Origin of the sequence: Haemophilus paracuniculus (assembly GCF_002015115.1) — a bacterium.
Lineage (GTDB): Bacteria > Pseudomonadota > Gammaproteobacteria > Enterobacterales > Pasteurellaceae > Haemophilus_E > Haemophilus_E paracuniculus.
Genome location: NZ_MUYA01000005.1, coordinates 49,662 through 73,820, shown reverse-complemented (window position 1 = coordinate 73,820; position 24,159 = coordinate 49,662). Strand labels below are relative to the sequence as shown.

Below are 24,159 nucleotides of genomic sequence, written 5' to 3'. Positions count from 1 at the left end.
TGTTGGCAAGAGGCAAACCGAAAAAAGTTGCCCTCACCGCCTGTATGCGGAAGTTGCTGACCATTCTGAATGCGTTGGTCAAACGCAATGAAAAATGGGATGCGAGCTATCATTTATCCGCGGGATAGTAAGGTAGATTTTTTTAGGGAACACAGTTGCTACCCCCTGCTACGCAGGGTACTTCCCCCGTAACGGGGGCAGATCTTAAACCTACCACAAAACCAGATCTGCCCCCGCTTGCGGGGGAAGTGGTTGAGCAAAGCGAGACCGAAGGGGGCTTCCCCGTCATTTTGCGTTGAGCGGTTTCGTCAATTTCAAGGTCAATTTGTACTGTTTGAGCCAGCTTGCTGGCGAGTTTACAAATTGACCGCAGAAATTAGCAACAAGCGAAACATCAGCAAAATGCTCGGGGTCGCCTTTCTTTGCTACTTTCTTTGGCGAAGCAAAGAAAGTAGGAACTCACAAGATTATTTGCCGTTTTTCACGAAATTTGTGGTATCATCTGCGACAATTTTTTATTGATGAAATAATATGAATCTTCGATTAAATCTTATTTTACTGGCGATTGTTGCTGTGTTGGCAGGGTGGTATTTCAGTCAGCAGCCCTCTGAGAAAACGGGTTTGGAACAGTTGATTAAGAAAGAGGGTAGCCCTGAGTTTACGGGTAAAAAAATGGAAACCACCATTTACGATGTGCAGGGCAAGCCGCAATATTTTGCGTTGGCGGAAGATATTAAACGTTTTGATGCCACCGAGCGTACCGAGTTTTTAAAGCCGTTATTAAACCTGTTTGATAAGGAAACGGCGGTAAAAATGTGGCAGGTAACGGCGGATAAAGCGGAAATCAATAAGGAAAATATCTTAACCCTCACGGGCAACATTAAATTGCAGGCGTTGGATAAAGCGTCCAAATTGCAAAAAATTGAAACGGAAACTTTGACGGTAAACTTGAACACCCACGATGTTTACACCGATGATGAAGTGAAAACCCTCGGGTTGGGTTTTACCACCACGGGAACGGGGCTGAAAGGCAATTTGAAACAGCAAGTCGCCACCCTAACCAAAAACGTGAAAACCTATATTGAGCCGACTGTGATTCAGCAGAAAGCCCCTAATGAACAAACTGATTTATCAAAATAATTTGATTAAGGATACAAAATGTCAATCAAAATGAAATCATTGCTTTTAACCGCATTATTGGGCGTAAGCCTTTCCGCACAAGCCTTAACGGGCGACACAGATCAGCCGATCAACATTGATTCAGGCAGTCAATCCCTCGATATGACCAACAATGTGGTGGTTTTTTCTGACAACGTGTTAATCACGCAAGGTTCGATTCGTGTAACGGCTGATCGTGTAACTATTACCCGTCAAGAGGGCAGAAAAGAGATTATTGATGCGGCGGGTTCGCCTGTTACATTCCAACAAACCTTGGATAACGGCAAGCCTGTGAATGGTAAAGGGAACAGCGTTAATTACGATTTGAACGCCGAGTATTTGATTTTGACCGGCAACGCGGAATTAAAACAGCTTGATAGCTTTATTCGCGCCAACAAAATCACTTATGATGTGAAAAAACAACAACTTAAAGCCACAAGCGGTGGGAAAAACCGTGTAAAAACCGTGTTAATTCCTAACCAATTACAAGATAACAACAAATCCAAAGCCAAAAGCAGTAAAAAGAAAAAATAGGGTTTAGCAATGCCAACGCTTTATGCAGAACACTTAGCGAAAAGTTATAAAAGCCGTCAAGTGGTCAAAGATGTGAGCCTTAATGTGAAAGCGGGCGAAATCGTTGGCTTGCTTGGGCCTAACGGGGCGGGCAAAACCACCACTTTCTATATGGTGGTGGGATTGGTTCGCCACGATCAAGGCAAAATTCGGATCGATGATCAAGACATCAGCGTCTTGCCGATGCACGACCGAGCCAAAGCAGGCATCGGCTATTTGCCGCAGGAAGCCTCGATTTTCCGCCGTTTGAGCGTTTACGATAACCTAATGGCGGTGTTGCAAGTTCGCAAAGATTTGAATGATAAACAACGTAAAGCCCGTGCGGACGAGCTGATCGCCGAATTTCATATTGAGCATATCCGTGATAGCCTCGGTCAAGCCCTATCGGGGGGCGAACGTCGCCGTGTAGAAATTGCCCGTGCCTTAGCCGCCAATCCGCAATTTATTTTGCTGGACGAGCCATTTGCAGGGGTTGATCCGATCTCGGTGATCGACATCAAAAAGATCATTGTCAATCTCAAAGATCGTGGCTTGGGCGTGTTAATCACCGACCACAACGTGCGTGAAACCCTTGATGTGTGTGAACGTGCTTATATTGTCGGTAGCGGCGAGATGATCGCCAGCGGATCGCCTGCGGAAGTGTTGAACAACCCGAAAGTAAAAGAAGTTTACCTCGGCGATCAATTTAAACTCTAATGATTTCCCCAAATTCCGTTAGGAAAATGGGGAACAAAATAGCTATGAAACTCACTCAATTTCTTGTGCCAGAAAATATCCGCCACGGAGTGGTGGTGTCCAGCAAAAAACGTGCGTTGGAACTGGCGGGCAAAATGATTGCGGAATTTTTAAATAATCAGACCGCTTGCGAGCAGGGCATTTGCCCCGTGGAATGTTTTGGTAATTTGTTTAAACGGGAAAAACTCGGCTCAACTAGTCTAAATCACGGTGTGGCGTTGCCCCACGCCAAATTGCCCCTCAACGAGCATATTCAATTAGAACAGCCCGTGGCGGTATTTTTGCAGTTGGAAACCCCGATTGATTTTGAATCCGCCGATCACAAAGAGGTTGATTTGATCTATGCGGTAATGTTCCCCGAGGGCAGTTGTGCGATTTACAAAGATTGCTTACCGCAATTTGCTCAAAAGTTAAGCGATAAATCGCTACTCAAACGGCTACGCAACGCTGAAAATGCGGAAGAAATTTGGCAATTACTCGAATATGCCGACAGGCAAGTTGAAGAAAGCGAAAACGACTCAAACAGTGAACACAAATAGTTGGGGGAAAAATGGAACTGATCATCATCAGCGGACATTCAGGTTCAGGTAAATCCGTGGCGTTAAGAGCCTTAGAAGATGTGGGCTATTATTGTGTTGATAACATTCCATTGCCCCTAATTCCGCAACTTGCCGAATATTTGGCGGGTTTAAACCGCTCGGCGGTGGTCAGCCTTGATATTCGCAACCTGCCCGAAAACGCCCAATCCGTTGATGATCTGCTCAATCAACTTGCCAAATTCAACACCAAACTGATTTTCCTTGATTGCGAACGTAACGGGCTGATCCGCCGTTATAGCGATTCCCGCCGTTTGCACCCCCTTTCTAACCAAGATCTTTCCTTAGAAAGTGCGATTGATCTTGAACGTAAATTACTCGATCCGCTACTCGCCCACGCCAATTACATTATCGACACTACCCATTTATCTGCACACGAACTCGCCGAAAATCTGCGTGGCTTGTTACAAGGTTCAACGGAAAAAAACTTGCAGATTGTGTTTGAATCCTTCGGTTTTAAATATGGCGTGCCAGCCGATGCGGATTATGTGTTTGATGTGCGATTTTTGCCGAACCCCCATTGGAATCCCGAACTTCGCCCGATGACAGGCTTGGAACAGCCCGTGATCGACTTTTTAGAACGCCAAACGGAAGTGCATAATTTTATCTACCACACCCGCAATTATCTGGAAATGTGGCTGCCGATGTTGGAAAAAAATAACCGTAGCTACCTTACCATTGCAATTGGTTGCACGGGGGGCAAACATCGCTCGGTCTTTATTACCGAGCAACTGGCGAAGTATTTCGCTAGCCGTGGCAAGCAAATCCAAATTCGCCATCGAAGTTTAGAAAAACATCACAAACCTCATAGTTAAAAAGGTAAAACAAGCGGTCGGATTGTACAAAATTTCGTGAAATCCGACCGCTTGCATTTAGCCAAAGAGATCTCAAAGAATGAAATCAACAGATATTATCATCATCGGGGGCGGAATGGTCGGGCTGGCATTGGCGGGCTTGCTCAAAAACACCGCTTGCCAGCTCACAATCATCGAAAAAGCCCCACCGCAATGGGATTTGAGCCAAATTTCTAACCGAGTGAGTGCGATCAACGCCCGAAGCGAGCAGATGCTCAACGAAATTGGGGCGTTTGAAAAAATCCAGCTCGAACGCCGTTCCCCTTATCAAAAAATGTTCGTGTGGGAAAAAGACAGCTTTGCCAACATTGAATTTGATAATCACGATCCTGCCATTCAGCAACTGGGCTTGGATCAACTCGGCTTTATTTTAGAAAATCAACAAATTCAGCACGCCCTTTGGCAAACCGTGAGCGAACAGCCGAATGTGGCATTTATTTACGCCACGCCACAAAGCCTTGGCATTAGCGATAACGGTGTTTTTCTCACCCTTGATAACGGCGAAATGTTGTCGGCGAAACTGCTGGTCGGGGCGGACGGGGCAAATTCGTGGGTGCGAAATCAAACTAAAATCCCCCTCACTTCCCGTGATTATCAGCACACGGCGTTGGTCTGCAATGTGAAAACCGCCGAGCCACACCAACAAACGGCTCGCCAAATTTTCGCCCCTGACAGCATTTTGGCGTTTTTGCCGCTGCCCGATCCGCATCAATGTTCGATTGTGTGGTCGCTGCCGCCCGAACAAGCGGTAGGATTATCGAAAATCAATGAACAAGCCTTTAATCAAGCCCTCACCGTGGCGTTTGATAATCGGCTTGGCTTGTGCGAAGTGCAGGGCGAACGGGCGATTTACCCCCTTACGGCACGCTACGCACGGGATTTCGCCCAAAATCGAGTAGCGTTAATCGGCGATGCGGCTCACACCATTCATCCCCTTGCAGGGCTTGGGGTAAACTTAGGTTTTGCTGATGCGATTTGCCTCGCGAATGAAATTAAACGCATTCATCAACAAGGGCAAGACATCGGCGAATATCGCCATTTGCGTGCCTTTGAGCGGCAACGCAAAGCGGAAGCGGTGAAAGTTTTAACCGCAATGGAAGCCCTAAAACAGCTATTTAGTGGCGATTTCCCTCTCAAAAAATTGTTGCGAGGGGTGGGGTTATCCGCCACCAACCAACTGCCATTTGTCAAAAAATGGCTGATCGAACAGGCGGTTGGGATTTAAATTGTTGCAAATTTAACCATTTACATCATTTTTCTGAACTAATCGCTGGGGCATCGGTCTATTAGCCCGTAAAATAGCACCCCTTATTTTGAGGGTATTTTTCATCTAACAGAGGTAATCAAATGAAAAAATTAGCCACCTTAGGTGCAGTTGCACTTTTAGCATTAAGCGTAACCGCTTGTAACAAAGCTGATCCAAAAGCAGAATTTACCCAATTCCAAACGTGGACACAAAGTTTAGAAACCACCCGTAACGCGGCACAAGCGGAATTTCAGCAACAATTCAACGCAGCAATCGAAAGCAAGAATGCGGAAGCAGCAAAAGCAGCGGTGAAAAACTTCGCTGATAAATTAGAGCAATCAATCAAAGGCTTAGATAAATTAAACTTCAAAAGTGAAGAAGTGAAAGGTTTAGCGGATAAAGCCAAAGAAGCCTTAAAATATGGCACGGAATCAATGATTGCCCAAGTGGACGTTGCCGTAGCACAAAATCCAGAAGAAAAAGCAGAAGCTGAGAAAAAAGTGCAAGAGAAAAGCCAAAAATTAGCGGAATTTATCCAAGCTGCGGCAAAAGCAGAAATGGATGTGAAAGCGAAATTAGGCATCAAATAATTCAACAAAAACAAAAAGTTAGGGCTTGCCCTAACTTTTTTATCGGATAAAAAATGAAACTGATTAAATTAAGCGTGGCGGCTTTAATCGCCCTAGTATTAAGTGCTTGTGGCGACAAACCTGCAACCACCACCTCAACCCCTGCCAAAGCAGAAACTACTCAAACCGTTGAAAACAAAGACACCACCGCCGAGGATTATAAAAAATTCCTCGAATGGCAAGCGGTGCAAGAAAAAGCCTTGAACGACAGCACCATTTCAGCGGTGGCGAACGTGGATAAAAACGATGCCAAAGCCCTAAAAACGGCAATCGACCAAGCCTTATTAGGGGCGATTAACAACATCAAAGCCAGCGCGGCAACCTTAGACATCAAAGATCCAAAGGTAAACACCCTTAAAGAGAAAGTGATTGAGGTAATGTCCTTAGGGGCGGAATTAGTGGTTGAGGGCGAAAAACTCACCCAAAACCCAAGCCAAGAAGCCCACAAAGCCTTTAACGACCTCAAAACTAAATTGGAACAAGCAGCAAAAGAAGGGCAAGCGATTGAAGCAGAACTCAACCAAAAATATGGTCCAGCACCTCAATCTGCCCCATATGTTCCACAATCGGAAGTAAGTCCTGCATCAACAGAGCCTACGCAAAAATAATTTTTAAATCCAAATAAAAAAGCTGAGTAAATACTCAGCTTTTTATTTATATATTAGCTTATTTTTTGCCAAGTTGTGGGATGACGTTGTTTTGCACAGAGAGTAAACCCGTTTCGGTGTAGATCGCTAATTTATCGCGGGTGTCCACAATGTCGAGGTTACGCATTGTGAGCTGACCGATACGATCCGCTGGGGTAAACGGTGCGTCTTCCACTTTTTCCATACTCAAACGCTCTGGCACATAGGTGAGGTTTGGTGATTCGGTGTTGAGGATTGAGTAATCGTTACCACGGCGAAGTTCGAGGGTTACTGTGCCGGTAATCGCTTGTGCCACCCAACGTTGAGCGGTTTCACGCAACATTAACGCTTGTGGATCGAACCAGCGACCTTGATAGAGCAAGCGACCTAACCGTAAGCCGTTGATACGATATTGCTCAATAGTATCTTCGTTGTGAATGCCCGTTACCAAACGCTCGTAGGCGATGTGCAATAACGCCATTCCTGGGGCTTCGTAAATACCACGAGATTTGGCTTCGATGATACGGTTTTCGATTTGGTCGGTCATTCCTAAACCGTGGCGACCGCCGATGCGGTTCGCTTCGAGGATCAATTCTACCGCATCGTCAAAACGTTTGCCGTTTAACGCCACTGGCACGCCCTCTTCAAAGGTTACGCTGACGGTTTCAGGTTTAATTTCTACGCTTTCGTCCCAGAACGCCACGCCCATAATTGGTTTGACGATTTTGACGCTGGTGCTTAATTCTTCCAAATCTTTTGCTTCGTGGGTCGCACCGAGCATATTTGAGTCGGTTGAGTAGGCTTTTTCCACCGACATTTTGTAGTTAAAGCCATTTTCGATCAAAAATTCTGACATCTCTTGACGACCGCCCAATTCATCAATAAAAGTTTGGTCTAACCAAGGTTTGTAGATTTTTAATTTTGGGTTGGTTAATAAACCATAGCGGTAGAAACGCTCAATGTCGTTGCCTTTGAAGGTTGAGCCATCGCCCCAGATGTTCACATCATCTTCTTTCATCGCCGCCACGAGCATTGTGCCAGTTACCGCACGACCAAGTGGGGTGGTGTTGAAATAAGGCATTCCGCCCGTTGAAATGTGGAACGCACCGCATTGAATTGCCGCAATCCCCTCGTGGGCAAGCTGTTTACGGCAGTCGATCAAGCGGGCATTTTCCGCCCCGTATTCCATCGCTTTTTTCGGAATGGCGTTGTAATCGTCTTCATCTGGCTGACCTAAATTCGCGGTGTAAGCGTAAGGCACTGCCCCTTTTTTACGCATCCAAAGTAAGGCTGCACTGGTATCTAAACCGCCCGAAAAAGCGATCCCCACTTTTTGACCAAGTGGTAAGGTTTCTAAAATGGTTGCTGACATATCAATTCCTAAGTTAAAAAATGAACGGGCATAGCCCACCGAAAAATAGGCATATTCTACCGAAAAAGGGCGGAAAATTCACGAAAATTTATTAAACCAATGATTTTGTAAGGAAAGTTGAAATTTCGGGTGAGTGATTTAGAATATCGCCCAATTTTGCAATTTTAGAAATTGGGTGAAAATGAAAAAAATCCTCGTGATCCGCAACGACAAAATCGGCGATTTTATGGTCTGTTTTCCTGCGTTCACAATGTTGAAACAATCCTTGCCGAATGTGGAAATTACCGCTCTCGTGCCGTCTTACACCGCCCCCCTCGCCGAACTTTGCCCCTCGATTGATCGCATTATTTTAGATGCGAACGACAAAAAAGATAAAAGTGAGCAAAAGCGAGTGTTACAAGCGGTGCGATCCGAAAAATTTGATGGGGTGATCTGTTTTGTGTCCGATTGGTATAACGCCAAACTGACGTTTCTCAGTGGCATTCCTCATCGCCTCGCCCCCGCCACCAAATTGTTCCAATTTCTCTATAATCATCGCCTCACCCAACGCCGTTCCCAATCGGCAAAGGCGGAATTTGAATATAATTTAGATTTAGTGCGAGCCTTTTTGCGGAAGCACAATCTGCCGATTGTTGAGCCGAAACCGCCTTATTTGCAATTTGAACCGACTCAAATTGAAGCTCAAAAACAAAAATTAAGTTCGCAGCTTGGGCTTTCTCGTCATAAAAAATGGCTGTTTGTGCATAGCAGCACGGGCGGGTCGGCAAATAATTTATCCCTTGCTCAATATGCCGAGTTGATTAACGGCATTTTGAACGAATTTGATTGCAACGTGGTGCTAACCGCGGGCAAAGGCGAGGGGGAAAAGGCTCAACAACTGGCGGATTTGGTGAAAAATCCGAATGTGGTGGTTTACGACAAAAACGAGGGCTTGGCGGATTTCAGCCGTTCTCTGGCGTGTGCGGATCTGTTTATTGCAGGCTCGACAGGGCCGTTGCACATCAGCGGTGCGTTAAATGTGCCGACCGTAGGTTTTTATCCGAGCCGCCTTTCGGCGATCCCACGCCGTTGGCAGCCGATCAACGAAGCTCACAAACATATTGCGTTCTGCCCGCCAACGGACAAAGCTTCGCAAATGAATTTAACCTTGATTTCCATTCCGCACGCCTTGCAACAAATTATCCCGTTTGTGCGAAAAATGTGGCAATAACGAATTTCTATCAACCAAAAGGAGCTTTCCAATGAAAATGTTAAAACTTTCTACCCTTGCGATTACTTCTGCATTACTGCTAGCGGGTTGTTCTACGCAAAAATCCGATCCGAACGTCGCTGCCGATGCAAAATTGCAGCAACACGCCTTACTCGGCGTGAACTGGGTGCAGCAGTCGGGCGAATATCAAGCCCTTGCCTACCAAGCGTTCAACACCGCCAAAACCGCCTTTGATCAAGCCAAAGTGAAAAAAGGCAAGAAAAAAGCGGTGGTGGTCGATTTAGACGAAACAATGATGGACAACAGCCCTTACGCAGGTTGGCAAATCCAAAATAACAAGCCGTTTGACGGCAAAGATTGGACGCGTTGGGTAAACGCTCGCCAAACCCGTGCGGTGGCTGGGGCGGTTGAGTTCAACAACTATGTAAACGCCAAAGGTGGTAAAGTGTTCTACGTTTCCAACCGCAAAGATGACGGTGAAAAAGCAGCGACCCTAGACGATTTGAAAAAACTCGGCTTTAACGGGGCGAGCGAAGAAGTGCTTTACCTCAAAAAAGAGAAATCGAACAAAACTCCTCGCTTTGAAGAGATCGAAAAACAGGGTTACGAAATCGTGCTTTATGTGGGCGATAACCTCAACGATTTCGGCGATGCGACCTACAAAAAATCCAACGCAGAACGCAAAGCATTCGTAGAGCAAAACAAACAGGCTTTCGGCAAAAAATTCATCGTGCTACCTAACCCGAACTACGGCGACTGGGAAGCAGGAATGGCGAAAGACTACTACAAGGGCAACGCCCAAAGCCGTGTCAATATCCGCAACAGCGTGATTGAAGCGTGGGACGGAAAATAATTTCCAAAAATAGAAAGGTCGCTAGGGCGACCTTTTTTGTTAATTGACAAGCCTAGATAAATTCCATACTATCACGCTAAGCATTACAGAGGGCAAAATGAGAATTTTTAAAACAAAGGCTTTTGCGAAATTTGCCACCAAACAGCAGATTGATGATTGCCTCTTAATTGAGGCGATTGAACGGGCAGACAAAGGCTTAATTGATGCCGATTTAGGTAGCAATATCATTAAACAGCGTGTCGCAAGGCAAGGTCAAGGCAAATCGGGCGGTTATCGCACCTTGATTTTTTATAAAATCAACGACAATCACTTCTTTGTGGTCGGTTTTGCTAAAAATGAAAAAGAAAATATCGCCGAAAGTGATTTATTTTCATTGAAATTATTAGCCAAACAATACGCCAGTTTTAGCCCTGAACAAATTGAAGCCTTGATCGAAAAAGGCGTTTTAATTGAGGTGAAAAAATGAAATATAACAGTGAAATTGCTCAAATGATCCACGAAAATGCGGTGGATTTATATGAAAGCGGTGCGATCAGCAAAAAAACAATGCAACAGTTTGATAAATCGTGCCTGACCCCCGTTACTCCACTTTTGCCCGAAGAAATAAAAGCGATTCGTGAAAAAGAGAATTTTTCCCAAGCGGTTTTTGCGAATTATCTTAACATTAGCAAAAATTTACTTTCTGAATGGGAACGTGGCGTGAAAAAGCCAAGTGGTGCAGCACTAAAATTGCTGACCTTAGTTCAACATAAAGGGATTGAAATTATTGCCTAATAAAAAGCGACCACGGTCGCTTTTTTGTTGCCCCAAGTTTAATCGACAAGGGGGAGGATTTTTAAAAATTTACGGTCGGCAAATCTTCCCCCACAACTCACCGCTTGTAGGCTCGCAAGTTACGCTGATATTTTCCCCTTGGTAGTAAAAATCAAGGCGGTGGGCGTGTAGGTAGAGGCGGTCGGCGGGGTCGCCACGGTAGAGGTGGTCGCCGAGAATGGGGCTGCCGAGGCTTTTCATTGCGACTCGCAGTTGGTGGGTTTTGCCTGTTTTGGGTTGCAGAATAAAATGGCGTAGTTTAGGTTCAATCGACACCGAATGAAACTGGGTAATCGCAGGGTTTTCAAGGCTTTTGCACAATTTCCACGCCCCATTTCGGCTACGTGCCATATCCCCCACAATTTTGCCCTGCTTCTTTTTCGGCTTGTGGTTCGACAACGCCCAATAGGTCTTTTGAATTTGGTGGTCAGCAAACATTTGCGACAAGGTTTTGGCACTTTCCCGATTGAGGGCGAGCATCAGCAAGCCCGAGGTCATTTTATCTAGCCGATGCACCAGCCAAACCTGTTCCACCCCGAGCTGTTGAGCGAGGGCGGTGGTTAAGCCGATGTCGTTGTCGTCTTTGTGGACGCTGATTCCGCAGGGTTTATTGATGATCACAAAATCATTATGTTGATAACAGAGGGGAAAAGGGGCTGGCATTTTGCTATACTCTCACTATTTTTAGGATTATTGTAAAGGAAACCAAAATGGCTGTAACCGTTTATTTGATTCGCCACGGGCGGACGGAATGGAATTTAGAGGGGCGTTTGCAAGGCTCGGACGATTCGCCCCTTGTCGCAGAGGGGATTGAGGGGGCGAAGCGAACGGGGCAAGCGTTGGCAGAGGTGCCGTTTGCCGCTTGTTATTCGAGCTTGCTCAAACGGGCTCAGGACACGGCGAATTATATTTTGGGCGAGCGTCAAATTCCCCATTTTCATCATCAAGGCTTGAACGAGCTGGATTTTGGCTCGTGGGAAGGGCAGAAATCGGTCGATCTTTACGACAACGAAGAATACTGGACGATGAAGAAAACCCCTGCCGAATATCAAGCCAAATCCAACGGCGGCGAAACAATGGCGGCATTTGCCGAGCGGGTGCAACAGGCGTTTTGGCAGATTGTCGGGCAACATCAAGAGGGCGAAAATATCTTGATCGTTTCGCACGGAATGACCCTTACCCTCTTAACGGCGGTGCTGAAAGGGCTAAGTTGGCACGATTTCCGTGATGAAGAAAAACATAGTTTCGTGCTAAACACGGCGATTAACGTGGTGGAAGTCGAAAACGGCACAGCGGATTTGGTGCAGTTTAATCAAATTGAGCATTTGGCGTAGCTCGCTCGATTGTAAATTTTCAATTTTCCGCCCTGCAAGCGGTTAGATTTTTTGGAAGATCGCTTAAATAGTGGTAGGATAACGCCATTTTTGAGTGAACGATATTTTTGAATGAAAGAGACGATCCGCATTGCGACCCGTCAAAGCCCATTGGCACTTTGGCAGGCGAATTTTGTTAAGGCTGAATTAGAAAAGCATTTCCCTGAATTGAGCGTTGAATTAGTTACAATGGTAACCAAAGGCGATATTATTTTGGATACGCCATTGGCGAAAATTGGTGGAAAAGGCTTATTTGTCAAAGAGTTAGAACTCGCTTTATTAGAAAATCGGGCGGATATTGCGGTTCATTCAATGAAAGATGTGCCGATGACCTTTCCAGAGGGATTAGGGCTTGCCACCATTTGCGAGCGGGAAGACCCGCGTGATGCGTTCGTATCAAATCAATATGCCGATTTAGATGCCCTGCCTGCGGGGGCAGTGGTGGGAACGTCCAGTTTACGCCGCCAATGCCAATTGATGAATAAATATCCGCATTTGACGATTAAATCCCTGCGAGGCAATGTTGGGACGCGATTAAGTAAACTTGATAATGGCGACTATGATGCGATTATTTTAGCCGCCGCAGGGTTAATTCGTTTAGGGTTACAAGATCGGATTCGTACCTTTATCGCCTCAGAAAATTCCTTGCCCGCCGCAGGGCAAGGGGCGGTGGGGATTGAAACTCGCCTTAACGATCAACGGGTTTTGAACTATCTGGCAAAATTAAATCATGAACCGACCGCTTGTTGCGTGCAGGCGGAACGGGCGATGAACGCCCATTTGCAGGGCGGTTGCCAAGTGCCGATTGGTGGATTTGCCACCCTCGAAAATGATCAGCTCACTTTAACCGCATTGGTCGGTTCATTAGATGGCTCAACCATTATCCGAGCCACCGCCCAAGCCCCGAAAGCCAAAGCGGAACAACTTGGCGTTGCGGTGGCGAAGCAGCTACTTTCGCAAGGGGCGGATAAAATCCTCGCCGAAGTGTATCAAGAGCAATAAAATGAATGTGTTAGTTACTCGCCCTGAACAACGGGGGCGTGAGTTGGTCGAACAGCTTAGTCAGCACGGCATTTTTGCGGTGCATCAACCGCTCTTTACCATTGAAGCTGGCACAGAATTACCTCAACTGCCCTCGGCACTTGCTCGTTTGAACGCAGGGGATTATGTGTTTGCCGTTTCCCGCCACGCGGTGGATTATGCGGTGGAAACCTTACGCCAAACGGGATTTCATTTTCGCAATGATTTGCACTATTTTGCGGTAGGCAGTGCGACTGCGAGTTATTTTTCGGCGGCGGCGGAACAAGCGGTGCGTTATCCGATTTTTTCGGAAAATAGCGAAGGGTTGTTAGAGTTGCCCGAAATGCAGCAGTTAAGCGAGAAAAATATTCTGATTTTGCGAGCGGATTTTGGGCGAGAATTATTTGCGGAACAAGCCAGCCAGCGAGGGGCTGCGGTGCAGTATTTGGAATGTTACCGCCGTCAGCTCACCGATGAAAATTTATCGGAAAAACTCAGCCTCGCCAAGCGGGCAGGGGTGGATACCATTATCGCCACTAGTGGCGAAATTTTAACCACTTTAATTGAGCAGACCGACCCAGTCGATCAGCAATGGCTGTTTGAGTGTCGTTTGCTGGTGGTGGGCAATCGACTTGCGAATTTGGCTCAACTGCTGGGCTGGCACAAAGATAAACTGATTATCGCCGAAAAAGCGGATAATCAAACGCTGTTTCAAACCCTTTGCGGTTAGGAACAATCCCACTTTCATTTTTATTATCGCTGAGTGGAACTCACGGGGGAATTATGTCAAAACGTAAACAAGTGATTGAAAACGTCGAAAACATCGAAAAAGTGGAAGATAAGGTGGAAAACCTTACTTCTGAAACGGAACAAGCGGTAGGATCGGACGAAATTTCCGCTAAACAGACCGCTTCTCAACCTCATAAAGAAAAGGAAAACCCAGTGGATCTAGACAAAAACACGGAAATCCCTGCTACCGAAACGGTGGTGGTGCAAAAATCAGGTGGTGGCAAAGCGATTGGCTTGCTTGCTTTATTGGTGGCACTTGGCGTTGGCGGTGCAGGCTATTATTTCGGTATGCAAAAATTTGCAGGCATCGATCAGCAAGTTCAGCAACAGGTTCAACAGCAAGTGGCGAAGTTGTCGGCGAATTTAAGTTCGGCTGGTTCACAAACCGCGGTGGAAATGCCAACCTTTGAGGCGGAAAAAGCCCAAATCAACGAATTGGCAACTTCTTATCAAAAAGCCCTTGATCGCATTGCTCAACTTGAAAGCGAACAAAGCAATTACACCAATCAAATCAACAACTTACAACTTCAAATCCAAAAACTCGGCAATACCCAAACGGATTCTAGTGCGTGGAAACTTGCCGATGCCAATTTCCTGCTGAACAACGCCCTGCGTAAATTAGTGTTGGATAACGATCTCGACACCGCCAAAAGCCTATTATTAGAGGCAAACGGCGTGCTGAACCAAGTTACCACCCCAGAGGGAATGGCGTTGCGTGAGGCGATCAAAGCGGATCTCAATAATTTATCTAACGTGAACCAAGTGGATCAAAACGGCTTAATGCTACGTTTGACGGCGTTGGCGAACAAATTAGATGATTTGCCGATGATCGAAAACGAAAGTGCCGATCAAAATAAAGCGACAGGCGAAGTGAGCGATTCGATCCAAGATTGGGAAAAGAATTTGGAAAAAAGTGCCAGTTCGTTCCTCGATCACTTTATCCGTGTGAGCGACCGCAACGCCAAAGACGAAAAAGCCTTTGTTGCCCCAAACCAAGAAATTTATTTGCGTGAAAATATCCGCTTGCGTTTGCAAATTGCGATTTTGGCGATTCCTCGTCAGCAAAATGAACTTTACAAACGCTCCCTTGAAGCGGTTAGCACTTGGATCAGAAGCTATTTCGATACCCAAAACGAAAATGTGAAAAACTTCTTAAAAGAGCTTGATGAATTGGTGGATCAATCGATTTATATTGATGCCCCAACCAAATTAGAGAGTTTGAACTTGCTCGATAAACAGTTGAGCAAAACCTCAAAGCCCGTTGAAAAAATGGAAATTCAAGCAGAAAAAGAGCTTGCCCCTGTGGCAGAGCCTCAACCTGCTGAACCGCAAGCGGATAAACCAGCTCAATAAGGGGAAAAACTATGTTTCGTATTCTCTTTTTAATGTTATTAGTGCTTGCCGCACTTATTTCCGCCCCTTATCTGGCGGGCAATCAAGGCTACGTTCGCATTGAAGCTGGCTCAAAAATCATCGAAATGAGCTTAGTAATGCTGGTGGTATTTTTTGCGGTGGCAATGGCGGTGGTTTACGGCATTGAGTGGCTCATTACCCGTTTCTTACGCCTAAGCCGTGGCTCTTACAACTGGTTCGCCAACCGCAAACACAAAAAAGCCCAACAGCAAACCATTGAAGGTATGATGCGAATGAGCGAGGGCGATTATTCCAAAGCGGAAAAATTGTTCAGCAAAAACGCCAAACACGCCGATGAACCTGTGCTTAACTTAATCAAAGCCGCCGAAGCTGCTCAACAAAAAGGCGATGAATTAGGGGCGAATAAATATCTGATCGAAGCAAGCAAAATCGCAGGTGATAACAGCGTGATTGTGGAATTGGCTCGCACCCGCATTTTAATGCAGCAGGGCAAATTGCCAGCGGCTCGCACGGCGGTGGATAGCCTACTCGAACTCGCCCCGAAAAATGCCGAAGTGTTGCGTTTAGCGATTCAAATTTATCAACAATCGAAAGCCTACAATGCGTTAGATAATATCTTGGAAGAGATCGGACAACGCAGTTTCCTTTCTGCCGAAGAATATCAACAGCTCGAACAATTTGTCGATGACGGCTTACTCGATGAAAAAATGAATAGCGAAGGGCAAGAGGGCTTGCTCAACTGGTGGGAAAATCAACCAAGTCGCCGCCGTAAATCCGTGTATGTGCGTGTTGGCTTGATCAAACGTTTGATTGATGTGGACGATCACGAATCCGCCCAAAGTCTCGCCCTCGAAACCTTGAAAAAATATGAAGACGAGCAACTAGACGGATTATTCGCCCAATTAACCCGCTTGCAAGTGCCAGAAAATGCCAAATTACTGAAAGTGTTAGCAAAACGTGCAGGTAAAGCCGCGGAAAATTACACCGATGATTATGCCCGTGCCTTAGGTTATATCTACACCCGCGAGGGCTTATTTGATAAGGCGAAAACCTATTTTGTGCAGTTGCTTGACCACCAAGAATGTGTGGATAACGATCGCATTATGGCACTTCACGTTGCCGAACAAACAGGCGACAACGAACTCGCCAACCGCGTTCGTGAAATCAACCTCAAACAGGTGAATCTAGAAAATAAAGAACCGACGGAACAACCTTTATTACTCGAACAACCAAAAGCCTAATTTAAAAATTTCCCTCTATTAAGGCGAAGCCGCCTAAGATAGAGGGAATTTTTTTACCTTTTATTCTACGAATTAAGAAAAATCCCCACCCAACGTCCCTGTTGAGTGGGGATTTTTGTATTGTCTAAATTTTAGACGATCTCTGTACACTAGTGTACAGATTTTCCTTCTCTCTTGACAGAGAGAAGGAAACAACCCTGCTAAGAAAAAAATTTTTAAATCGAAGTGAGGATAATAATGAACACAAATTCACCAGAATCAAATATTAACAATAGCAATCAAGTTGCCCCAAATAATACCACAGAGAACCAAAATGTTTCTACTGAAACAACGGATAAGGATAAAAATTCATCAGAGAAGAAGGAAAATATTTGCGATCAGTTTATCTTTTATCGCAATAGATATCTTCGTGTGGAATTAGGGCTTAAATTGATTTATCAAGTGTTTGTCGGTTTTTTTATGCTGATGCTACTCTTTTATCTTTTTGGGGACTATATTTCATTCGTTAATACTCTGCAAAATTTATATGAATTTATTAGTGGAAATATTAAAGTTATTATCTTTTTTGTCGGTATGTATATCGCTTTATTGATTTTAATTTTTTTAGAGGTTTTTGCAGATAAATCAGAGACTTTAATTTACCGATTTGTTTGGTGTTTTGCTGCGTTTTGTACCTTTTTTATTTTTTTATCACTTTCATTTGAACAAGAAATTGAACCATTAAAAAATGAAGATTCATTGAATCAGATTTATTTATCTATTGGTTTTGTTTTATTTATGTTTGTTGCTTTTTATCAATATATAAAACATTATATGGGAATTAGAGATTATATGGCTGAGTTAAAAGCGTTAGACTCATTTAAATATCAAAAAAAGAGCAAAGATGACAAATCAGAAAAAGAAGAAGTAGTTGAGAATAGCAACTAATAGAATAAAGTTTTATATTCACTTATAGAATGAGGATGTTTTTATCTTCAAACTGATAATTTAGAAAGGGTAATTATGGTTTCAGAATCACTGCATAAATTTGTTTCCTATACATTAAATAGTAATAGCATTTATGATTATCTTAGCATTCCAATGTTTATAAGCGTTAGTTTCGCTATTGCTGGACTTTTTCTCTATTATTTACTTTTTAAGGATCGTAAACAATTAAATGATATTACAAACGCTGAAAGTTTCTTTTCTTTATTATTTATTGCTCTTGTGTTTTTTACGCCAGCATATTTCTTTTTTGAGAAACATCGAAATAATTCGCTACCACCAGAGGAACGTTTTTATAAAAGAATCGCAATAGATATGAAGAAAAGGAATGATTTATCCGCTAAGGATATTGCGGAATTAGAGAAAATTTTTCAAGAGGGAATAACACAAACAGAAGATGGAAGAACAGAATATAGTTTAGATCCCGTTTATCTTTTTATTCTCAATAATAAGCAGAAAAAAGAGAAACCTGTCATAGAAATGAAGCCGAATAAGTATTTAATGGAAGTTAGGGATTGGCGGAAACAGAAAGAAGCGGAAGAGCAAGAGCGTATAGAGAAAGCTCGTAAAGAACTAGGGTATTCTCAACCAGAGACAGAGGTAAAAACACCGCAACCAGCCCCACCGAAATCTACATCACCTAAAAAAGTGCAGGCAAAAAATAAGGTGAAAAAGGCTGAAAATAAAAAGGCGGTGAAATCAAAGCCAGCCTCAAAACCAAAGCAAAAATCGCTACCGCGTAAAGCGGTGAATAAAACTCAAAGTAAGAGGCGGACAGGTTAAACATATAATTTACTACTAAAAGTGGAAAATATGGGAATGAAAGCTAACCTTTGTTAAGTGGAATAGGTAGCTTTTCTAAAATATTCAACAGCATCACTGATTTAAGGTTAAGTGAAAATAAATTTCTATCTAATAAGGAATTTAAAATGAAAAAACTATTGAAAATTGCATTAATCCTTTTAGGGGCCAGCATATCAATTTCGCAAGCTAGGTCTATTTCATTTGGTGAACCAGATTTAGAAACCCCTGCCTTAAAAAAAGAATTGTCTTTAAAAGTCAAAAAAATTAGGGCAGCAGAGAAGTTTTTTTATGAAAATACGGCTGCAGTTAGACGCGGGCCGACAAAATTTCTTAAACAACCTAGCGCATATTTAACAGCTAAATATCAAGAATATTTAGACTATGTAGGGAAAGTTGCTTCAGAAGCAGAAAAGGGGCGTCATAATCCAGCCCTTCTAAGGGCTCTTGAGGATGTTGGAATGAGTCTATATTATAATGCTATTCAATATCGAGAGAAGTTAGTAAACCCTATTGTTCCTGATGCACCGTATACTGCTGATGATGCTACTTATGAAGCTTATATAAAGAAAAAGCTGGCTCTTTATAGTGATTTATATAAAAGAGCTAGTGCGTTAAAACGTTTTGCTTGGGATATGCGAGAAGCTGCGAAGAGTGGATTAGAAGTATATTATGGTATTTCTAAACCACCAATAGAGCTAGCATGGTAATTAGGAACTAAGCCATAAATAAGTCTAGAGCACTAGGCTTATTTGTGATGATACTAAATTATCTTTTTTTAAATAACTCACAACAGCGGGCTTTATGCCCGCTGAAAATTTTAGATTTCACAAGAGAGCAAATCAAATTTCAGACAATTTGACTGTGTGATACCTTCCCTCATTCTATTATGCCTTATAGATAAAAATTTCCCTCAATCCCACCCCTTGCCGTTCTCGATGTTGCGTTTGTTACCCCCTTCGGCACTGCGTGCCACTTCCCCCGCAAGCGGGGGCAGATCAGATCGTTCTCACTGACGAACAAAGATCTCAAATTTCCACAGCACAAGATCTGCCCCCGCTTGCGGGGGAAGTACCGCCGTAGGCGGGGTAGGGGGGCAACAATAATTTTTTGATTCACAAAATAGAAAATAAATTTGATGCAATAAAAAGGGCGGATATAAAATTCGCCCCTACGAATGATGATTGATTTTTTGAAGAACGACAATATTTCGTAGTGGCGGACTTTATGTCCGCCAAGCGATCTTTGATGTTACAAATTTCCTAAAATCCCACCGCTTTTTGGACACAGCCACTTCCAAATCTGCTAAAATTCCCCCATTTTTCGTGGCTTAAATTATTCATTAACCAATGGCACTACTGAATTTATCCAACGCCTATTTGGGCTTTGGCGATCATCCTTTATTAGATCATACGGAATTACACATTGAAGCAGGCGAGCGAGTTTGTTTGGTCGGTCGCAACGGGGCAGGCAAATCGACCCTGATGAAAGTGTTGGCTGGCGAGGTGCAACTCGATGACGGCAAGCTGATTTTTGAAAAAGACATTGTGGTAACACGGTTAGAGCAAGATCCGCCTCGCCATATTCAAGGCTCGGTGTTTGATTATGTCGCAGAGGGGATCTCGCATCTTAGCGACTTATTGAAGCAATATCACCACATTTCGCAGCAAATGCAGACCGATTACAGCGAAACCCTAATGTCGCAACTTTCGGCGGTGCAGGCTCAACTGGAACACAATAACGGCTGGCAATTTGAGAACCGTATTCAAGATACGCTACGCCTGTTGGAACTCAATCCCGACAGCGATTTGTCGGAACTTTCGGGCGGTTGGCTACGCCGTGCGGCGTTGGCGAGGGCGTTGGTTGCCGACCCTGATATTTTGTTGCTCGATGAGCCGACCAACCACCTTGACGTTGATGCGATTGCGTGGCTGGAAAATCTGTTGCTCGACTTCAAGGGCAGTATCATTTTCATTTCGCACGACCGTGCTTTTATCCGCAAAATGGCAACCCGAATTGTCGATTTGGATCGGGGCAAATTGGTTTCCTACCCGAGCAATTACGATCTTTACCTCGAAACCAAAGCGGAAGATCTTCGGGTTGAGGCCTTGCAAAATGAGCTGTTTGATAAAAAACTCGCCCAAGAGGAAGTGTGGATTCGGCAGGGAATCAAAGCCCGCCGCACCCGTAACGAGGGGCGTGTGCGAGCCTTGAAAGCGTTGCGGGAAGAACGCAAGCAACGGCGAGAAGTGCAAGGCAGTGCAAAAATTCAGCTCGATCAGACCGCTCGCTCAGGCAAAATTGTGTTTGAAGTGGAAAACGCCAGCTACGAAGTGGGTGGCAAAACCCTGCTCAAAAATTTCAGCACCACCATTTTACGCGGCGACAAAATCGCGTTGGTGGGGGCGAACGGCTGCGGCAAAACCACCTTTATCAAATTGTTGCTAGGCGAATTACAGCCAACTTCGGGATCGATCCGTTGTGGCACTAAGTTGGAAGTTGCCTATTTCGACCAATATCGAGCCGATCTCGATCCCGAAAAAACGGTAATGGACAACGTAGCGGACGGCAAGCAAGATATTGAAGTGAACGGCGTAAAACGCCACGTTTTGGGCTATTTGCAGGATTTCCTCTTTCCACCAAAACGAGCGATGACCCCTGTTAAAGCCTTGTCGGGGGGCGAACGCAACCGCTTGTTGTTGGCGAAACTGTTGCTCAAACCGAATAATCTGCTGATTTTGGACGAACCCACCAACGACTTGGACGTGGAAACCCTCGAACTGTTGGAAGAAGTGCTGGCGGATTATCAAGGCACCCTGTTGATTGTGAGCCACGACCGCCAATTTATCGATAACACCGTGGCGGAATGTTACATTTTCGAGGGCGAGGGCGTGCTGAACAAATATATCGGCGGCTACCACGATGCCAAACAGCAACAAGCCAACTATTTTGAGGCGAAAGCCCAGCAGGAAAACGCTAACAAGCGGTCGGTTTCCGCCCAAAATATGCAAAAAAATGAAGAAATCCCACCGCTTGCTAAGCCGAAAAACGACAAAAAAATCAAACTTTCCTACAAAGAACAGCGAGAGTTAGAGGCATTGCCCGCTCAAATGGAACAGCTGGAAGCGGAAATCGACACCTTGCAAGCGGAAGTAAATGGGGCGGATTTTTTCACAAAACCTGCCGATTACACCCAAGCCCAACTGCAAAAACTCGCCGAAGCGGAAATGGCGTTAGAGCAAGCCTTTGAGCGTTGGGAAGCGTTGGAAAATATCAAGAATGGAGTAAATAAATGAGTTGTAATTTTGTAAAGAAAGCTTGGTATTGGCTTATTTCTGAAGGAAGCAAAAATAGAAAAGAAAAAACAGAAATAGAAAAATTACAGATGAGTGCAAGAGCAACGGCAAAGTGTAGATTTAATGCGGCTGCTCGGTTAAGAGGACAAAATAAATTTGCATTTTTCACTACAATTATTCTATCGCTAGGTTTGATACTCATTCCTTTAATACAAAATAGTGGGATTAAGTTATATTTCGATCCTAGAGTAATGAATATGATGTCTATATTTTTAGCTGTTGCTATACTTGTATATTCCATAGTAATTGGTACAGCACATTATGAGTTAAGAGAAGCTAATTTAAATGAGTGCGGTTACAGGCTTAAAGAATTTATTAGGGAATTGGGGCTTATTAAAGAACAATTAGATAATGGTAAAAATAATTTTGATTTATCAAGATACCATAATAAATATTCAGAAATATTGGCAAAATCACCAGAAAATCATCTAAACTGTGATTATGACTTTGCTAGATTGGATATGCATAGAGACTATATAATAACAGGGATCCCTAGATTATTACTTTGGTTGAAAGCACATATGATGAATAAAAGATCATATATATTACCTATATTTATGATGATATTAGAATTATTTTTTATATTGGATATGGTTGGTTTTACATCTATATTTACACCATATTTACAAATAAAAAGTGAAGTTATTAAATGACAAGAATTGATAATTATGAACAGCGTTTTGGGGGGATTGGACGGCTTTACCCCCCCGAGGGCTTGGCAAAATTACGCCAAGCCCACGTTTGTGTGATTGGGATTGGCGGCGTGGGATCGTGGGCGGTGGAAGCTCTTGCTCGCTCGGGGATCGGCAAATTAACCCTAATCGATATGGACGATATTTGCGTAACTAACATTAACCGCCAAATTCACGCCTACACGGGGCAGATCGGCAAGCTCAAAACCGAGGCGATGAAAGAACGGGTTGCCCTGATTAACCCTGAATGTGAGGTGCAGATTATTGATGATTTCCTCACCACCGACAACCTCGCCGACTATCTGCAACGGGGCTATGATTATGTGATCGATGCGATTGACAGCGTGCGAGTGAAAGCGGCGTTGATCGCCTATTGCAAGCGAAATAAGATCAAGCTGATCACCACAGGCGGGGCAGGCGGTCAGACCGATCCGAGCCAGATTCAGATCGCCGATCTCAGCCGCACCATTCAAGATCCGTTGGCAGCAAAAGTGCGTTCTTTGCTACGGAAAGAGTACCATTTCAGCCAAAACCCGAAACGCAAATTTGGGGTGGATTGCGTTTTTTCCACCCAACCGCTGATCTTTCCCAAAGTGGGCGAAGGCTGCGAAATTTCCGCCACAATGAACTGTGCCAACGGCTTCGGTGCCGCCACAATGATCACTGCCACATTTGGATTTTTTGCGGTCAGCCGAGTGATTGAAAAATTATTACAAAATTAAGGACCCACCCTTTGAACGAACTAATTATCTCCCTTGAACCCCAAGACAACACCCGTTTGCAATCCCTTTGTGGGGCGTTTGATGAACATCTCGCTTTGATTGAGAAAAGTTTTAACCTTGTGATTGCCCGTCAGGGGTTTAGTTTTACCATTCAATCGGCGGACGAAAATCACTATTCCGCCCATTTGATCCAAAATGCAGGCAAGCTGATTTGCCAGCTTTATAACGAAACCGCCCCGATTAAGGGCAAGATCAAAGAGTTGGATTTGGAAGATATTCATCTCGCGATTCAAGAGAGCCGAATGTTGCTACAAAGCCAATGGCAACCGAGTGGTGGCGAGATTGCGATCAAGACCAAACGTGGGGTGATCAAGCCCCGTGGCGAACATCAACAACGCTATCTTCGTAACATTTTGAGCCACGATATTAGTTTTGGGATCGGTCCTGCTGGCACGGGCAAAACCTTTTTAGCGGTGGCGGCGGCGGTGGAATCCCTCGAACGCCAAGAAATTCGGCGAATTTTGCTCACTCGCCCTGCGGTGGAAGCTGGCGAAAAACTGGGCTTTTTACCAGGGGATCTCGGGCAGAAAATCGAGCCATATTTGCGTCCCCTTTACGATGCGTTGTTTGAAATGCTGGGCTTTGAAAAGGCACAAAAATTGATGGAACGAAATGTGATTGAAATCGCACCGCTTGCCTATATGCGTGGGCGAACCCTCAACGATGCCTTTATCATTCTGGACGAAAGCCAAAACACCACCATTGAGCAGATGAAGATGTTTTTGACGCGGATTGGCTTTAATTCCAAAGCGGTGATCACGGGGGACGTTACCCAAGTCGATCTGCCTCGCCACCAAAAATCGGGGCTAAAACACGCGATTGAAGTGTTGAGCGAGGTGGAAGAATTGAGTTTTAACTACTTCGACAGCCAAGATATTGTGCGACACCCCGTGGTCGCCAAAGTGGTGCAAGCCTACGACCGTTGGGAAGCGGAAGATGAACAACGGCGAGAGCAACGCCGCCTAGAAAAAAGCCTAGAAAAAATCCAACAAAAAACGGTGGAAGCCTTAAATTTAGAACAAACCAAAATTCTGGAACAGGCGGAAAATCTTTAACAAGGGGTAGGATTCTCAAAAATTTAA

Annotated in this window: 26 protein-coding genes and 1 pseudogene; 25 read left to right on the top strand and 2 right to left on the bottom strand. The window is 44.4% G+C overall.

Annotated elements, in window-relative coordinates:
• The 9 genes and pseudogenes from B0187_RS10185 to B0187_RS04720 all read left to right on the top strand — a co-directional run.
• Positions 1–128 (top strand): annotated as a pseudogene (locus tag B0187_RS10185) (IS110 family transposase); the annotation flags it as partial.
• Positions 129–531: 403 nt separating this feature from the next.
• Positions 532–1,140 (top strand): LPS export ABC transporter periplasmic protein LptC, encoded by a 609-nt coding sequence (gene lptC, locus B0187_RS04755; RefSeq protein ID WP_078236722.1) that lies wholly within the window; start codon positions 532–534, stop codon positions 1,138–1,140.
• A gap of 18 nt (positions 1,141–1,158) precedes the next feature.
• Positions 1,159–1,692 carry a lipopolysaccharide transport periplasmic protein LptA gene (gene lptA, locus B0187_RS04750; RefSeq protein WP_078236721.1) on the top strand — a complete coding sequence of 178 codons (534 nt, stop codon included), beginning with the start codon at positions 1,159–1,161 and terminating at the stop codon, positions 1,690–1,692.
• A gap of 9 nt (positions 1,693–1,701) precedes the next feature.
• On the top strand, positions 1,702–2,427 hold the full coding sequence (lptB, locus tag B0187_RS04745) for an LPS export ABC transporter ATP-binding protein (protein ID WP_078236720.1): 726 nt from the start codon (positions 1,702–1,704) through the stop codon (positions 2,425–2,427).
• A gap of 44 nt (positions 2,428–2,471) precedes the next feature.
• The gene (locus tag B0187_RS04740) at positions 2,472–3,005 is read left to right on the top strand and encodes a PTS sugar transporter subunit IIA (RefSeq protein WP_078236719.1); all 534 of its coding nucleotides are present in this window, start codon (positions 2,472–2,474) and stop codon (positions 3,003–3,005) included.
• 11 nt (positions 3,006–3,016) lie between these two features.
• Positions 3,017–3,877 (top strand): RNase adapter RapZ, encoded by an 861-nt coding sequence (gene rapZ / locus B0187_RS04735; RefSeq protein WP_078236718.1) that lies wholly within the window; start codon positions 3,017–3,019, stop codon positions 3,875–3,877.
• A 79-nt stretch (positions 3,878–3,956) separates the two neighbouring features.
• Positions 3,957–5,141 (top strand): FAD-dependent monooxygenase, encoded by a 1,185-nt coding sequence (locus tag B0187_RS04730; RefSeq protein WP_078236717.1) that lies wholly within the window; start codon positions 3,957–3,959, stop codon positions 5,139–5,141.
• Between the two features lie 122 nt (positions 5,142–5,263).
• The gene (locus tag B0187_RS04725; protein ID WP_078236716.1) at positions 5,264–5,752 is read left to right on the top strand and encodes a PM1805 family lipoprotein; all 489 of its coding nucleotides are present in this window, start codon (positions 5,264–5,266) and stop codon (positions 5,750–5,752) included.
• Positions 5,753–5,805: 53 nt separating this feature from the next.
• Positions 5,806–6,399 carry a PM1805 family lipoprotein gene (locus tag B0187_RS04720; protein ID WP_078236715.1) on the top strand — a complete coding sequence of 198 codons (594 nt, stop codon included), beginning with the start codon at positions 5,806–5,808 and terminating at the stop codon, positions 6,397–6,399.
• 58 nt (positions 6,400–6,457) lie between these two features.
• Here B0187_RS04720 and argG read toward each other — a convergent pair whose 3' ends face one another.
• On the bottom strand, positions 6,458–7,789 hold the full coding sequence (gene argG / locus B0187_RS04715) for an argininosuccinate synthase (protein ID WP_078236714.1): 1,332 nt from the start codon (positions 7,787–7,789) through the stop codon (positions 6,458–6,460).
• Between the two features lie 181 nt (positions 7,790–7,970).
• Between argG and B0187_RS04710 the strand changes: the two genes are divergently transcribed.
• The 4 genes from B0187_RS04710 to relB all read left to right on the top strand — a co-directional run bounded on the left by B0187_RS04710 (position 7,971) and on the right by relB (position 10,626).
• Positions 7,971–8,999: a glycosyltransferase family 9 protein gene (locus B0187_RS04710; RefSeq protein WP_078236713.1), complete on the top strand. Its 1,029-nt coding sequence runs from the start codon at positions 7,971–7,973 to the stop codon at positions 8,997–8,999.
• Positions 9,000–9,030: 31 nt separating this feature from the next.
• Positions 9,031–9,852, top strand: coding sequence for a 5'-nucleotidase, lipoprotein e(P4) family (locus tag B0187_RS04705; RefSeq protein ID WP_078236712.1), 822 nt, complete (start codon positions 9,031–9,033; stop codon positions 9,850–9,852).
• A gap of 97 nt (positions 9,853–9,949) precedes the next feature.
• Positions 9,950–10,318: a type II toxin-antitoxin system RelE/ParE family toxin gene (locus B0187_RS04700; RefSeq protein WP_078236711.1), complete on the top strand. Its 369-nt coding sequence runs from the start codon at positions 9,950–9,952 to the stop codon at positions 10,316–10,318.
• Positions 10,315–10,626, top strand: a complete 312-nt coding sequence (gene relB, locus B0187_RS04695) for a type II toxin-antitoxin system RelB family anti-toxin transcriptional regulator (protein WP_078236710.1) — start codon at positions 10,315–10,317, stop codon at positions 10,624–10,626. Before B0187_RS04700 ends, relB begins: the two co-directional genes overlap by 4 nt.
• 69 nt (positions 10,627–10,695) lie before the next feature.
• Here the strand turns inward: relB and B0187_RS04690 are convergent, their stop codons facing one another.
• Complete coding sequence (locus tag B0187_RS04690; protein WP_078236709.1) at positions 10,696–11,328, bottom strand: TIGR01621 family pseudouridine synthase; 633 nt, start codon at positions 11,326–11,328, stop codon at positions 10,696–10,698.
• Between the two features lie 47 nt (positions 11,329–11,375).
• Here B0187_RS04690 and B0187_RS04685 point away from each other — a divergent pair, with 47 nt between their 5' ends.
• From B0187_RS04685 to B0187_RS04630, 12 genes are all read left to right on the top strand, one after another.
• Entirely contained in the window at positions 11,376–11,999 is a 624-nt protein-coding gene (locus tag B0187_RS04685) for a histidine phosphatase family protein (RefSeq protein ID WP_078236708.1), read from the top strand.
• Between the two features lie 111 nt (positions 12,000–12,110).
• A complete protein-coding gene (hemC, locus tag B0187_RS04680) occupies positions 12,111–13,040 on the top strand; it encodes a hydroxymethylbilane synthase (RefSeq protein ID WP_078236707.1) in 930 nt (309 codons plus the stop codon).
• A gap of 1 nt (position 13,041) precedes the next feature.
• Complete coding sequence (locus B0187_RS04675; protein WP_078236706.1) at positions 13,042–13,788, top strand: uroporphyrinogen-III synthase; 747 nt, start codon at positions 13,042–13,044, stop codon at positions 13,786–13,788.
• A gap of 53 nt (positions 13,789–13,841) precedes the next feature.
• Complete coding sequence (locus tag B0187_RS04670) at positions 13,842–15,200, top strand: uroporphyrinogen-III C-methyltransferase (RefSeq protein WP_078236705.1); 1,359 nt, start codon at positions 13,842–13,844, stop codon at positions 15,198–15,200.
• 11 nt (positions 15,201–15,211) lie between these two features.
• Entirely contained in the window at positions 15,212–16,462 is a 1,251-nt protein-coding gene (locus tag B0187_RS04665) for a heme biosynthesis protein HemY (RefSeq protein ID WP_078236704.1), read from the top strand.
• 237 nt (positions 16,463–16,699) lie between these two features.
• Entirely contained in the window at positions 16,700–17,389 is a 690-nt protein-coding gene (locus B0187_RS04660; protein ID WP_078236703.1) for a hypothetical protein, read from the top strand.
• Between the two features lie 75 nt (positions 17,390–17,464).
• The gene (locus B0187_RS04655; protein ID WP_078236702.1) at positions 17,465–18,229 is read left to right on the top strand and encodes a hypothetical protein; all 765 of its coding nucleotides are present in this window, start codon (positions 17,465–17,467) and stop codon (positions 18,227–18,229) included.
• A 146-nt stretch (positions 18,230–18,375) separates the two neighbouring features.
• Complete coding sequence (locus B0187_RS04650; protein WP_078236701.1) at positions 18,376–18,957, top strand: hypothetical protein; 582 nt, start codon at positions 18,376–18,378, stop codon at positions 18,955–18,957.
• 639 nt (positions 18,958–19,596) lie between these two features.
• Positions 19,597–21,543, top strand: coding sequence for an ABC transporter ATP-binding protein (locus B0187_RS04645; protein ID WP_078236700.1), 1,947 nt, complete (start codon positions 19,597–19,599; stop codon positions 21,541–21,543).
• Complete coding sequence (locus B0187_RS04640; protein ID WP_078236699.1) at positions 21,540–22,256, top strand: SLATT domain-containing protein; 717 nt, start codon at positions 21,540–21,542, stop codon at positions 22,254–22,256. The genes B0187_RS04645 and B0187_RS04640 overlap by 4 nt, the downstream gene beginning before the upstream one ends.
• A complete protein-coding gene (gene tcdA, locus B0187_RS04635; protein ID WP_078236698.1) occupies positions 22,253–23,017 on the top strand; it encodes a tRNA cyclic N6-threonylcarbamoyladenosine(37) synthase TcdA in 765 nt (254 codons plus the stop codon). Before B0187_RS04640 ends, tcdA begins: the two co-directional genes overlap by 4 nt.
• A gap of 11 nt (positions 23,018–23,028) precedes the next feature.
• The gene (locus tag B0187_RS04630; protein WP_078236697.1) at positions 23,029–24,132 is read left to right on the top strand and encodes a PhoH family protein; all 1,104 of its coding nucleotides are present in this window, start codon (positions 23,029–23,031) and stop codon (positions 24,130–24,132) included.
• Positions 24,133–24,159 lie beyond the last annotated feature (27 nt).